Source organism: Rohdeia mirabilis (genome assembly GCA_007750655.1).
In the GTDB taxonomy this organism is placed as follows: Bacteria; Planctomycetota; UBA1135; order UBA1135.
In genome coordinates this window covers 4,275,745-4,288,714 of sequence record CP036290.1, presented here as the reverse complement: position 1 = coordinate 4,288,714, position 12,970 = coordinate 4,275,745, and the positions used below count along the sequence as shown (strand labels likewise).

Genomic DNA, 12,970 nt, shown 5'->3' with positions numbered 1-12,970 from the left:
GCGTGCCCGACGTCCGCGGTGGCGGTCGGCGCCCCGGCCGACTATCTTCTTCCGCCGTGATCGCCACCGAACTCGACAACTGGCGCCGTGCTGGGCGCATCGCCGCCGAGTGCCGCGAATGGGCCCGCGCGACCATCGCGCCGGGCGTCCGTCTGCGCGACGTCCTCGAAGGTATCGAACAGCGCATCCGCGCGGCGGGAGCGATCCCGGCCTTCCCGGCCCAGACGAGTCGCAACCACATCGCGGCCCACTACTGCTCGTCGCCCGAGGACGAAACGGTCTACGAGGAAGGGGACTGCACCAAGGTCGACCTCGGCGTCTGCGTCGACGGCGCGATCGCCGACACCGCGTGCACGGTGGACCTGTCGAGCGACGGCCGCTGGGGCGACCTGATCAAGGCCTCGAGCGACGCGCTCGCCACGGCGATCTCGTTGGTCGAGCCGGGCCGCCCGACGGCCGAGATCGGCGCCGCGGTCGAGCGCGTGATCCAGGCCGCCGGCTTCGAGCCGGTGCGCAACCTCACCGGCCACGGCCTCGCTCCGTGGCAGGTCCACACCGCGCCGCAGATCCCGTCCTGTCCCGACCACGGTGGCGAGCGGTTGCCCGAGGGCAAAGTCATCGCGATCGAGCCGTTCGCGTGCACCGGTCGCGGCCACACCGTCGAGCGCGGCCGCGCCGAGGTGTTCATGATGGTCCGTCCGCCGCGCAAGGCGAAGGGCATCGACAAGGACGTGCTCAAGGCGATCGAGTCCTGGCGCGGACTGCCGATCGCGCGCCGCTACTTCGATCACCTGGACCGCGACGCCGTCGAGGACGCCTTCGGCAAGCTCGCACGCCAGGCCTCGCTGCTGCGTTTCCCCCCGCTCGTCGAAGAGGAAGGTGTGATGGTCGCGCAGACCGAGCACTCGATCTACGTCGGCGCCGACGGCATCGAGATCCTGACGGCCTCCGTCTGAGGCCAGAACGCGACGCTTCTGCCCGAGCGACGCTCCGACCGCATCCTCCCCGAAGCGACCCGCGAGCCCGACCGAGCCCACGTGCGACTGGCACTCGTCACCACACCGCCGTCCGTCCGCTCGGGCATCGGCGACTACACGCGACACCTGTTGCCCTACCTGGCGCGGAAGGTGGAGATCGACGTGTACGTGGCGCCCAAGTACGCGGGCGAGGCACTCGATGCGGACTACGGTGGGGGCACGGCGCGCAGCATCGACGAGCTCGATCCGCGGCGGTACGACAGGATCCTCTACCAGGTCGGCAACGAGTCGAACCACGCGTTCATGGCCGCCGCGATGAAGCGCCTGGGCGGAACGGTGTGTCTGCACGACTGGGTCCTGTTCGACATGGCGTTGGCCGCGTGGCCGGCTCTGGGTCGCGGCGGAGCGAAGGGCACCGCACTCGCGTTGCGCGAAGGCGGGCCGGCCCAGTGCTCGCGCTACCTGCGCAACTTCCTCGATCGCCGGCGCCAGAAGCGCGCGCGGGTGGAAGAGCCCGATCACGCCGCGTTGCGCGGTGAACTGCTGGCCGGCTGGCACGCTCCCGAGCCGAACGGGCGTTGGACCTGCGACTTCGGCTCGTTCCGGATCCCCGTCGAGCGTTCCGTGCGCGTCGACGAAGTGGTGGTGGACTTCCACGCCGCCGCCGGTCGGACGCTCACCCTGTGGCAGGGGAGCGGGCGCGCAGCCGGTTTCACCACGCGGCCCGACCACGGCGACGACGCGTTCGAGGTGACTCCCGATCCCGCGCGCGACCTGGTCTTCGTGCTGCGCGTCGAGCCGGTCGAGGTCACGCCCGAGCAGCGCGCGCACGGCGACACGCGCCGACTGGGCGCGTTCGTGAAGTCGATCCGCTACCGCGTCGGCGAGCGCTGGACGGACCTCGATCTCTCACTGCCGCAGGCGCACCCGTTCGTTCCGGTCACCCTGTCGCGCGATCGCTTCGACCTGCCGCTCAACGGCACGATCGTGCGCCACGCGGATGCGTTCATCGTCCACTCCGAGTACGTCGGCGACCACATCCGTCGCGAGCGCGGTGCCCAGGCGCCGGTCGGTCGCGTCTGGCACGGCAGCGAGCGCCGCTGGGACGAACGCGATCGCCGCGACGTGCGCGCGGGCCTCGGCCTCGAGGACGAGTGGCTCGACGCGTTCCTGCTGGTGAGCTTCGGCGGCGTGCAGCCACACAAGCGCATCGACAAATTGCTCGACGCTCTGGTCGTGGCGCGACGCAGCGCTCCGAACCTGCGCCTGGCGCTCGTCGGAAAGGTCGCTGGCGACTTCTTCGACGCCGCGGACGAGGTGCGCCGGCGCCATCTCGAGGACGCGGTGCGGCTGACCGGTTTCGTGTCCGAGGAGGACGGCTGGGAGTGGCTGCGCGCGGGCGACCTGTCGGTCAACCTGCGCGGGCCGACGTCGGGCGGCACGTCCGGTGGCATCTTCCAGAGCTTCGGTCTGGGGCGCGCCGTCATCGCGAGCGACGCCGCCGAGCAGGCCGAACTGCCCGATCCGTGCACGGTCAAGGTGCCGCTCGGCGCCAGCGAGGTGGAGAGCCTCGCACGCACGCTCGTCGACCTGGCGACCGATCGCGAGCGGCGCACGCGCCTCGAGCAGAACGTGCGACGCTTCGTCGAGGACGAGTGCCACTGGCAGCGGACGGCGGACGCGTACCTCGAACACCTCGAGTCGTTCCCGCCGCACCGTTCGCGCTGAACCGTTCGCGCTGAGACTGGGCGGCCTCGTCGCCGCGGCGCTCAGCGCAGGCGCAAGCCGCACGAGGGGCAGCGAACCGGGTGGCCCGAGAAGGGCTCGCCACAGGCCGGGCAGTCGTTCGACTCGGCGTCGAGGTCGATCACGTGCGCGGCCGCGCGACGGCCGGCCTCGTCGAGGGACTCGAGTTCCGCCGCTTCCATGCGCTCCAGCGCGAGGCGTGCATCTGCGCTCGCGACCGCGAGCAGGAACTTGGTGCCTCAGCCGTTGAGGTTCGTGCCCTCGGGCGGTCCGACGATCTCGGAGTCGATCCCGACCTTCGAGAGCACGCGGCCGATCTCGCGCAAGCGGCCGAAGCCGCCCTGCGCCACGAAGTAGGGCCTGTCGAAGCTGGATCCGTCGGAGGTCATGGTTCTGCGTTCGTGTATCGAGTTCGGCCGCCCCGTTCGGAGCGGCCGCGAGCTTCACCGCAAGCGATCCTGCCACTGCTTGATCAAGAGCAGCGCGTCGAGCGGCGTCGTGGCGTCGAGCGCGACGGCGCGGATCTCGCGCTCGACCTCGCTCTCGGCGGCGAACAGCGAGAGCTGGCCCTCCGCGCGAGGCTTCGGCGCGGCGGCGTCGTTGACCGGTTTCGGCGCCGGGGCCGCAGCGACCGCTTCGACCGGCGCACCGGGCTCCAGGTGTTCGGCCTCGTCCTCGAGCGTCGCCAGCACCTGCTGGGCGCGCGTCAGGACCTCGGCCGGAACGCCGGCGAGACGCGCCACGTGGATGCCGTAGCTGCGGTCGGTCCCGCCCTCGACGATCGTGTGCAGGAAGACGATCTCGTCGCCCGACTCGCGCACGGCGACGGACAGGTCGAACACGCCGGCGAGCCGCTCGGACAGCGCCGTGAGCTGGTGGTAGTGCGTCGCGAAGAGGGCGCGTGCGCCGACGCGCTCGTGCAGGTGCTCGACGATCGCCCAGGCCAACGCGAGGCCGTCGAACGTGCTGGTGCCGCGTCCGACTTCGTCCAGCACCACGAGCGACCGCGGCCCGGCGTTGTTGAGGATGTTGGCGATCTCGACCATCTCGACCATGAACGTGGACTCGCCGCGACTGATGTCGTCGCCACTCCCCACGCGCGTGAAGATCCGGTCGACGACGCCGATCCGCGCCGCTTCCGCCGGGACGAAGGCGCCGATCTGCGCCAGCAGCACGATCAGGGCGGTCTGCCTGATGTAGGTCGACTTACCGGCCATGTTCGGCCCCGTCAGCACGGCGAGCATGCGCCCCTGCTGCGGGTCCGCGTCGAGGTGGCTGTCGTTGGGGACGAACGTGTCGCAGGTGGACGACAGTTCGATGACCGGGTGCCGACCGCCCGTGATCTCGAGGCGCGTCGAGTCGTCGACCTCGGGCCGCACGTAGCGATTGGTCGCGGCGCTCTCGGCGAGCGACGCCAGCGCGTCGAGCGTCGCCACGGCGTGCGCGGTCTCGAGGACGCGTTCGACGTGGCTCTGCAGCTCGTCGCGCAGTTCGTCGAACAGGCGTAGCTCGAGTTCCTTGGCCTCGTCCTCGGCCGACAGCACCTTGGTCTCGAACTCCTTGAGCTCGGGAGTGATGTAACGCTCGGCCGTCTTGATCGTCTGCTTGCGGATCCACTCCGGAGGCACCGAGGCGACCTGACCGCGCGACACTTCGAGGTAGTAGCCGAAGACCGAGTTGTAGCCGATCTTCAGATTGGCGATCCCCGTGCGCTGGGCCTCGCTGGCCTGGAAACTCGCCATCCAGGTCTTGCCGTCGCCCGCGATGCTGCGCAGTTCGTCGAGCGCCGCGTCGACGCCCGACCGGATCACGCCACCGTCGCGGACCGTCAGCGGCGGCTCGTCGGAGATCGTCGTCAGGATGCGGTCGGTGAGATCGACGAGCGGGTCCAAGCGCTCGTGGAGCGTCGCCAGGAGTTCCGACCCGGCCCCTTCGATCTGCTTGCGCAGGGCCGGGATCAGCTGCGTCGAGAGCGCCAGCGCGCGCAGGTCGCGGCCGTTCGCGCGCCCGGTCGACAGCTTGGCGATCAAGCGCTCGAGGTCGCGCACCTCGCCCAGCACGTCGCGCACCTCTTCGCGCAGGAAGGGGTGGTCGAACAGTTCGGCGACGGCTCCTTGCCGCGCGCGGATCGGGTCGACCTCGCGCAGGGGCGCCAGCAGCCACTCGCGCAACAGGCGCCCGCCCATCGGTGTCCGCGTGCCGTCGAGGACGTCGAGCAACGTGCCTTCGCGCCGCGCGCCGCGTTGGGTCTCGACCAGTTCGAGCGTCGAACGCGTGGCGCGATCGAGCACGAGGTGGCGCGACGGATCGCTGGGCTCGATGCGGCGGATGTGCGTGCAGGCCGCCTTCTGCGTCTCTTCGAGGTACTCGATCAGCGCGCCGGCGGCGGGAACGGCGGCACTGTCGTCGTCGATGCCGAAGCCCGCGAGCGTGCGAACCTTGAAGTGTCGCTCGAGCGCGCGGCGCATCGCTTCGCGGTCGAAACGCCACGCGTCGCGTTCGCTGAAGCGCGCGTGGTAGACGCGCTGGACCTCGGTGTGCTGGGGCGATGCCGGGTCGAACGCTTCCGGAGCGACCAACAGCTCCGCCGGCGCCAGGCGCGCGAGTTCGTCGAGCAGTCCGCCGTCGTCCACGTCGCAGGCGTGGAAGCGTCCGGTCGAGACGTCGACCCAGGCCAGACCGTTGTGACCGTTCGGCTGCTTCGGCGAGCGCGGCCACAGCGCCACCAGGTAGTTCGACGCGCGCGCGTCCAGCGCATCCTCCTCGGTGAGCGTGCCCGCCGTCACGACGCGCACGACGCCGCGATCGACGATGCCCTTGGTCTTCTTCGGGTCCTGGAGCTGTTCGCAGATCGCGACCTTGAAGCCACCGCGCACGAGTCGCAGCAGGTAGCCGTCCATCGACTTGACGGGCACACCCGCCATCGGCATCGCGTTGGCGTCCTTGTCGCGCTTCGTCAGCGTGATGCCCAGCTCGCGCGACGCCGTCACCGCGTCCTCGCCGAACATCTCGTAGAAGTCGCCCATCCGGAAGAAGATCAGGGCGTCCGGGTGCTCGTCCTTGGCACGCCAGAACTGCTCCATCATCGGCGTCTTCTTCCCGTCGCGCGCTCCGGGCCCGGGGGCGCCGCGCGAGGCGGTGGCACCGGCCACCGTGGTTCGATTCCTGGGTGTCATCGGGGGCGGTCGTGGCCTTGCGGCGCGGGCCGGTGGGGAGCGGGGACGGCGGGTGGACCCGGGCCCCGAGCGGCCTCGGGCGCGGGCCGCCGGTCCTGGGCGGCGCGTACTCTACGGGACGGGTCGGGCGGGTCCCGCGCACACGGTCGGCCTTCGGTGGAGGGTGGTGGCCGGGCCTCGAACGCCACGCCGGGTCCTCGGTCGCCCGGAACTCCCCGCGGCGGGATCGCAGGGCCCAGCGTCGAGACCCGCGCGCGCCGGACGACGAGCGCCCACCAACGGAGCGTCAAAGGACCTACGTCGTCCGGACCGGGGGCCCACCGCGTGGCGAGCGCCGGTGGTAACTCCTTGGCATTCTGAGGGTTCTGTGCAAAAAACAGGTAGTTGCACCGGTCCACGGGCGTATCACAGGAGCAGCGCGAGAGGCCGGATCTCGTGCGGCACCGTCTTCGATCGCTCCCCTGGTCGAAGGATCTCGATGGGAATGGGGGCGCGTCCCGCGCGGCGGTGGTTCGGCACCGCACGCACTCCGGGGCGCTGCGCATTGACCGGTGGAGCGCCGTCCCTCCTGGGGCGGCGCTCTTCTCGTTCCTCGGCGCACGCCCGTCCGCGAGCGGTGCCACGAGGGGGCGCGCGGACGGTGGCGACGGTCGCGCGCGCGGAAGAGAACGCCCGCCCGCGTAGTCTCCCCGCCATGGCGCTCTATCTGGTCACCGGCGGAGCCGGCTTCATCGGCTCGCACCTCGTCGAAGCTCTTGTCGCCCGCGGCGATCGCGCGCGCGTGCTCGACGACCACTCCACCAGCGGCGGGTGGGGCAACCTGGCGGGATTCGACACCGGCGACGTGGGGAGCGGCGCGGCGGTCGAGCTCGTCGAAGGGTCCGTGACCGACGCGGCGCTCGTGCGCCATGTGGCCGAGGGCGTCCGCGGAGCGTTCCACGAGGCGGCGCAGGTCTCCGTCCCGCTCAGCGTCGAGAAGCCGGCGCGCAGTCTCGAGGTCAACGTCGGTGGCACGATCAACGTGCTCGAGGCCCTCCGAGAAGTCGGCGGTCGCTTGGTCTTCGCGGCCTCCTCGGCGGCCTACGGGGACGGCGAGGAGCTCCCGAAGCGCGAGGACCTGCCGGTGCGTCCGCTGTCGCCCTACGCGGTCGGCAAGGTGGCGGGGGAGCAGCTCCTGTCGGCCTACGCCAAGCTGCACGGGACGCACACGACGGCCCTGCGCTACTTCAACGTCTACGGGCCCAGGCAGGCGGACGACAGCCCCTACACGGGGGTGATCGCCATCTTCGCTCGGCGCCTGCTGGCGGGCGAACCGATCACGATCCACGGCGACGGACAGCAGAGTCGCGACTTCACGTTCGTCACGGACGTGGTGCGCGCGAACCTGGCCGCGATGGACGGCGACCACCCGGCGGGCCGCGTCTACAACGTCGGAGCGGGCGGTCGGATCAGTGTCGAGCGGCTCTACCGCGAACTCGCCGCCCTGGTCGGCGTCACGGCCGAGCCCACCTTCGGACCCGATCGCGCCGGCGACGTGAAACACAGCTGCGCGGCCGTCGACCGGATCCGCGCGGACCTCGGGTACGAGGCGCAGGTCCCGTTCGAACAGGGCCTGCGCACGACCTTCGACTGGTACCGCGAACGCTTCGCGGCGCGCTGAGGTCACGCGAAGGAGCGCCCCCCGATCGGGTGGCGCTCACTTGGAAGTTCGAACTCCGTCCGAGGTGTTCGCTCCGACGGTCTCGGCGGGAGCCGCCCCGTCAGCGCTCGGAACGTTCCGATTCGTCGTGCGCGTTCGGGTCGTCGAGCAGTCGCGGTACCAGCCTCACGTGCTCGCAGTAGGGCTCGGGGCAGGTCCAGCCCATGACGAAGCGGGTGCCGCCGCGGATGCGGTGGATCGGAACGAGGCGGTGTCCGTGGTCCGGACAGCTGAGGGTGATGGCGCCGTCCTCGAGACGGGCTGCGGTGGAATCGGTCTTCATGGTCGACGTTCTTCTTTCGTGTTCTGTCGGTGTCGGGGGGCGGGCACTCGCGGGCGCTGCACGGGTGGTGCGCGCGTCGACGCGGAGCGTGGGTCGGAGAGTCCGCGGGTGACCCCGCTCTCCCCGTGGCGCCAGCGCTTCCCCCCGGTGCGCGGCCCCAGCCCTCCCCTCATCGGCCGTCTACGGCCTGCCCCTGTGATTCGGACCGGCGTCAGCCGCTCCATGTGTCCCGCAAGCTACCCGAGGGGCCTCAAGCGCCCTTCAAGGCCCTGTGGAAGCACCATGAGTCGCTCGGACCGAACGCTCCGTTCCTTGCCGTTCCGGGGGCACGGGCGGTACCTTGTGGCGCTTCTCCGCGCCTCTCGAACCCTCGCAAGGGGTCGCTGGCCCCCAGATGGGGCCCGAGGCGCGATCCGTACCTCCATCTCGTCGTTCGACCGAACCCCCCTCCTGCGGCCCCGAAGGTCGCGTCCGCGCCATGGACCACAGCGCTCACCTCAAGGATCTCCTGGGCCTCGACACCGTCGAGTACAAGTACGGACTGTCGAAGGCCGAGCTCTTCCACGAGGCGATCGCGAACGACCGTGGGCGCGTCCGCCTGGACGGCCCCTCGGACGAACAGAAGGCCTTCCCGACCGCGCTCGGCGTCGACGGACCGCTCGTCTACTACACGGACCCCGAGTGCACCGGCCGGCGCGTCAAGGACACCTTCGCGGTCGCGTGGCCCGAGGTCGAAGGGACGGTCTGGTGGAAGAACGACCTGCAGAAGTACGACCCGGCGAAGTACCAGGGTCTGCTCGAGCGCGTGGTCGCCCACCTGAACGCGAAGCGCGCCACGCTGTACGTCAAGGACGTCTACGTCGGCAGCGACCCGAGCTACGCGCTGCCGTACCGCTTCGTGGGGGAGTTCGCGACGCACGCGATGTTCGCCCACAACATGTTCCCGAAGGACCTCGCGGGCGTGTCGGACGAGGAGAGCAAGCGTTGGACGATGCTCAACGCGCCGTCCTTCGTGTGCGAGCCCGAGCGCGACGGCAGCCGCTCCGAGGCCGCCATCATCATCGACTTCAAGAACAAGATCTGCCTCGTGGCCGGCCGCGCCGACTACAACGGCGTCGTCAAGAAGACGATCTTCACGGTCATGAACTACATGCTCCCGAACCAGGGCATCCTCTCGATGCACTGCTCGGCGAACGTGGGTTCGAGCGACGACGCGGCGATCCTCTTCGGCCTGTCGGGCACCGGCAAGACGACCCTCTCGGCCGATCCCAACCGCCGGCTGGTCGGCGACGACGAGACCGCTTGGAACGACCGCGGCATCTCGAACCTCGAGGACGGCTGCTACGCCAAGCTCATCGACCTCGACAAGGAGGCCGAGCCGGTCATCGCCGCGGCCCTGTCGAAGGCGGGAACGATCATCGAGAACGTCGCGCCGCTGCCCGGCAAGACGATGGATCAGTGCGATCCGCAGGAGCTGGACCTCGCCGATCGCTCGATCACCGAGAACACGCGCTTCAGCTACCCGCTCGAGGCCAACCCCAACGTGATGCCCGACGCCTGTGGCCCGCACCCGCAGACGATCGTGCTGCTGACGGCCGATGCGTTCGGCGTGCTGCCGCCGATCTCGGTGCTCGAGCCGAAGGACGTCATGTACCACTTCGTCTGTGGCTTCACGTCGAAGCTCGCGGGCACGGAAGTGGGTGTCACCGAACCGCAAGCGGCCTTCTCCGCCTGCTTCGGCGCGCCGTTCATGGCGCACAAGCCGTCGGTCTACGCCGAGCTGCTGGCGAAGAAGATGCAGGCCAACGAAGCGCGCTGCATCCTTCTGAACACCGGCTGGTCGGGTGGCGCCTACGGCACCGGCAAGCGCATCTCGATCAAGCACACGCGCGCGCTGCTGGATGCGGCGCTCGCCGGCGACCTCGACGCCGACAAGGTGGACTACGAGGTGCACCCGATCTTCAACCTGAAGATGCCGACGTCGTGCCCGAACGTTCCGTCCGAGATCCTCAACCCGCGCAACACGTGGGCGGACAAGGACGGCTACGACAAGGCGGCCGACAAGCTGCGGAGCATGTTCCGCGACAACTTCGAGACCAAGGGGTTCGGTGCACTCGGCATCGAGCCCGTCATGTGAGCGCACGGGCGCTCGCACACTGCGACGACGAGGAGCGACAATGGATCCGTGGATGCAGGCCTACATGGACGGCATGAAGCTGTTCGGCCAGAACAAGTACGGCGAGGCGGCCGAGCAGTACCGCAAGGCGCTCGAACTGCAGCCCGACACGACGGACGTGCTCCACGCGCTCGCCGCGGCGCTCATGTACTCGGGTGACCTCGACGAGGGCATCGCCACCGCGAACCGCATCGTCGAGCTCGATCCCGAGGACCACCTCGTGCACACGTCCCTCTCGATGATGTACCAGCGCAAGGGCGACATCGACACGGCCGAGGCCGAGGCGGCGAAGGCGCGCCTGAAAGCCTGGAAGCAGGAGCTGAAGGAGAACCCGCACGCGCCCAAGCCCGACGAGGACGGGATGCGCGTCATCCAGTGACGCGCCGCGGCGCACCGGTTCGCACAGGATCGGCGCCCGCATCGGCGCCCGCATCGGGGCAACGCGCGAAGGCGCCGGTTGGAACGCGGTAGAACCGAAAGCGGGGCGTGCTCGAGTCGAGCACGCCCCGCTTCCGTTGGATCGGATCGCCCTCGGGCGGTCGATCGCGGCGGCCCCGCCCGGGCCGCGCGCCGGTCACTCCTCTTCGTCGATCCCGAGGATCTTGCGACCTTCCTCGGTGATGCGGTGGGGGCCCCAGGCGGGTTCCCAGACGATGTCGACGGTGGTTTCCTCGACGCCGTCGACCGTGTTGGCGCGACGGCGCACCATGTCGGGGATCGTCTTGGCCTCGGGGCACGACTGGGAGGTGAGCGTCATCGTCACGGTGCAGTTCGGACCTTCGACGGCCACGTCGTAGATCAGGCCGAGATCGACGATGTTGACGGGGATCTCGGGGTCGTAGATCTGGCGGAGTTGGGCGTAGACGGCTTCGTTGGCGTCGCCCGTGTTGGCTTCGGTCATGTCTTCGGGGCGCGGGGCGCCAGGCAGGTCAGGTGGTTCGAGGGGTCGCGTGGCCGAGGCCGCCACATCGGGGGCCCGCATCGTGCGACGGTGATCTTCCGCGGAAGAAGGTACCGCCAAAGACCTCCTGCGCCATCCTGCGCACAGATTCCAGGGGCAGCACGGATGGTTCGGGGCCCGTGGGAGCCGACGGGCCTCGGGTACCATCCTCCGCCCATGATCCAGTACGAGGGCACGCTCTACCGGCCGCCGTCCGAGGCGGACTCGCTGATCCTCCAGGCGACGATCGGCTGCAGCTACAACCGCTGCACGTTCTGCGCGATGTACCGGGACAAGCGCTTCCGCGTGCGCCCCATCGGCGAGCTGCGCGAGGAGATCGCCTGGGCGCGGCGCGAGGCCGGGCCGCACGTGGCGAAGGTGTTCCTGGCGGACGGCGACGCGTTGATCGCCAAGACCGCGTTCCTCGTGGAGCTGTGCGGCGAACTGCGCTCGGCCTTTCCGTCCCTGCGGCGCATCAGCTGCTACGCGTCGCCCCAAGCGTTGCAGGTGCGCTCGGTGAAGGACATGGTCCGTCTGCGTGAGGCGGGACTGACCCAGTACTACCTGGGGATCGAGAGCGGCGACGACGAGGTCCTGCGATGGCTCGACAAGGGGGTCGACGCGGCCGAGATGGTGCGCGTGGCGCTCAAGGCCCAGGAGGCCGAGATCAAACTCTCGACGATGGTCCTGCTCGGAGCGGGTGGCCGTGCGCGCTCGCTCGACCACGCGCGCGCCTCGGCCGAGGTCGTCAACGCGATCGGACCGCGGTTCGTGAGCACGCTCGTGATGACGCCGGTGGAAGGCACGCCTCTGTTCGAGACGGACCGCGCCGGCGGGATGGACCACCTCGAGCCGATCGAGCTCGCGCGCGAGCTGCGTGAGTTCCTCGCGCACCTCGAGCTCGACGGCACGGTCTTCCGTTCGAACCACGCGAGCAACTACCTGGCGCTGGCGGGGACGCTGCCCAAGGACAAGGAGCGCCTCGTCGCAGCGCTCGACGCCGTCCTCGCCAGTCCGCAGGCCGCGCCGTTCCGCGCCGAGTGGATGCGCGGGCTCTGACCTGCGCCTCACCGCCACCAACGCACCGCATCGAGTTCACAGCCGGAGCGACTCGCGCGCACCGATCGTCGCCGGACCGACCAGTTCGAGCGCATCGCCGCCCAGGCGAATCTCCAGCGTTCCACCCGGCTGCTCCACGACGAGTCGATCGTCGCACCAACCCAGGTGGCGGGCGACCACCGCCGAAGCGCACGCGCCCGAGCCGCAGGCGGCCGTCTCGCCCGAGCCGCGTTCGAACGTGCGCTGGCCGATCCGCCCCGCGTCCAGGCGCCAGACGTAGCTGACGTTGACCCGCTCGGGGAACGCGGCGTGCCCCTCGAGCAGCGCCGCGTCGGGCAGGACGCCGACCGGCGCGTGCTCCAGCGGCACCACCAGGTGGGGATTGCCCATCGAGAGCGCGTACCCGCGCGCCGTGCGTCCCTCGGCCGTCGCGAGGAGCAGTTCCCACGGGGCGTCCTCGTCGGCGCGCGCCCGTGCCGCGGAGCCGACGTCGAGCGGGATGCGCTCAGCGTCGAACACCGGTGGCGGCAACGACACCGCGACGCGCCCGTCGTCCTCGAACCCGAAACGATGGATCGCGGCGTCGCTCGCGAGCAGGCCGGCTCGAACGCCGTCCACCGAACGCACGAGGACGGCCGCCGCACGCAGGCCGTTGCCGCAGACCTCGCCGCGCGAACCGTCGGCGTTCCAGACCGTCACCTGCCGCACGACGTCGCGCGCGCGCTCGAGCAGGATGACGCCGTCGAGGCGGCCTCCGCCGACACCTGCGATCCAGCGCGGCGTGCTGCTGGGCGCCAACTCGCGCACGCGGTCCGCCACGTGCGCAGCGGCAGCGTCCACGAACAGGTAGGCGTTCCCGCAGCCCTCCCCCCGAACGGCATCGACGGTCTCCATCGCGCGCGAGCGTAGCAGGG

Annotated in this window: 12 protein-coding genes; 6 read left to right on the top strand and 6 right to left on the bottom strand. The window is 70.4% G+C overall.

All coding sequences use genetic code 11. The features are described from left to right. The first annotated feature begins 56 nt into the window (after window positions 1-56). Together map and Pla163_RS15895 are read left to right on the top strand one after the other, a co-directional pair. Window positions 57-956: a type II methionyl aminopeptidase gene (map, locus tag Pla163_RS19175; protein ID WP_419186026.1), complete on the top strand. Its 900-nt coding sequence runs from the start codon at window positions 57-59 to the stop codon at window positions 954-956. Window positions 957-1,037: 81 nt separating this feature from the next. Next, window positions 1,038-2,705 (top strand): glycosyltransferase family 4 protein, encoded by a 1,668-nt coding sequence (locus Pla163_RS15895; RefSeq protein WP_145190754.1) that lies wholly within the window; start codon window positions 1,038-1,040, stop codon window positions 2,703-2,705. A 41-nt stretch (window positions 2,706-2,746) separates the two neighbouring features. Here Pla163_RS15895 and Pla163_RS19170 read toward each other — a convergent pair whose 3' ends face one another. From Pla163_RS19170 to mutS, 3 genes are read right to left on the bottom strand one after another with little or no spacing between them, the layout of a single operon-like run. Beyond that, window positions 2,747-2,905, bottom strand: coding sequence for a hypothetical protein (locus Pla163_RS19170; protein ID WP_419186025.1), 159 nt, complete (start codon window positions 2,903-2,905; stop codon window positions 2,747-2,749). Window positions 2,906-2,962: 57 nt separating this feature from the next. Next, window positions 2,963-3,112, bottom strand: coding sequence for a hypothetical protein (locus tag Pla163_RS19165; RefSeq protein ID WP_419186024.1), 150 nt, complete (start codon window positions 3,110-3,112; stop codon window positions 2,963-2,965). A gap of 54 nt (window positions 3,113-3,166) precedes the next feature. Beyond that, the gene (gene mutS / locus Pla163_RS15890) at window positions 3,167-5,875 is read right to left on the bottom strand and encodes a DNA mismatch repair protein MutS (protein ID WP_419186023.1); all 2,709 of its coding nucleotides are present in this window, start codon (window positions 5,873-5,875) and stop codon (window positions 3,167-3,169) included. A 718-nt stretch (window positions 5,876-6,593) separates the two neighbouring features. Here mutS and Pla163_RS15885 point away from each other — a divergent pair. Further along, entirely contained in the window at window positions 6,594-7,559 is a 966-nt protein-coding gene (locus Pla163_RS15885; protein ID WP_145190748.1) for an NAD-dependent epimerase/dehydratase family protein, read from the top strand. 100 nt (window positions 7,560-7,659) lie between these two features. Here Pla163_RS15885 and Pla163_RS15880 read toward each other — a convergent pair whose 3' ends face one another. Further along, the gene (locus Pla163_RS15880; protein WP_145190745.1) at window positions 7,660-7,881 is read right to left on the bottom strand and encodes a hypothetical protein; all 222 of its coding nucleotides are present in this window, start codon (window positions 7,879-7,881) and stop codon (window positions 7,660-7,662) included. A gap of 478 nt (window positions 7,882-8,359) precedes the next feature. On the opposite strand from Pla163_RS15880, the gene Pla163_RS15875 reads away from it, so the two are divergent. Both Pla163_RS15875 and Pla163_RS15870 read left to right on the top strand, forming a co-directional pair. Then, window positions 8,360-10,018, top strand: coding sequence for a phosphoenolpyruvate carboxykinase (ATP) (locus Pla163_RS15875; RefSeq protein WP_145190742.1), 1,659 nt, complete (start codon window positions 8,360-8,362; stop codon window positions 10,016-10,018). A 52-nt stretch (window positions 10,019-10,070) separates the two neighbouring features. Then, window positions 10,071-10,436, top strand: coding sequence for a tetratricopeptide repeat protein (locus tag Pla163_RS15870; protein ID WP_419186022.1), 366 nt, complete (start codon window positions 10,071-10,073; stop codon window positions 10,434-10,436). Between the two features lie 195 nt (window positions 10,437-10,631). On the opposite strand, the gene Pla163_RS15865 is transcribed toward Pla163_RS15870, so the two are convergent. Further along, on the bottom strand, window positions 10,632-10,958 hold the full coding sequence (locus Pla163_RS15865) for a metal-sulfur cluster assembly factor (RefSeq protein WP_145190735.1): 327 nt from the start codon (window positions 10,956-10,958) through the stop codon (window positions 10,632-10,634). A 216-nt stretch (window positions 10,959-11,174) separates the two neighbouring features. On the opposite strand from Pla163_RS15865, the gene Pla163_RS15860 reads away from it, so the two are divergent. After that, complete coding sequence (locus Pla163_RS15860; RefSeq protein ID WP_145190732.1) at window positions 11,175-12,056, top strand: radical SAM protein; 882 nt, start codon at window positions 11,175-11,177, stop codon at window positions 12,054-12,056. Between the two features lie 36 nt (window positions 12,057-12,092). Here the strand turns inward: Pla163_RS15860 and dapF are convergent, their stop codons facing one another. After that, window positions 12,093-12,950, bottom strand: a complete 858-nt coding sequence (gene dapF, locus Pla163_RS15855; RefSeq protein ID WP_145190728.1) for a diaminopimelate epimerase — start codon at window positions 12,948-12,950, stop codon at window positions 12,093-12,095. Window positions 12,951-12,970: the final 20 nt, after the last annotated feature.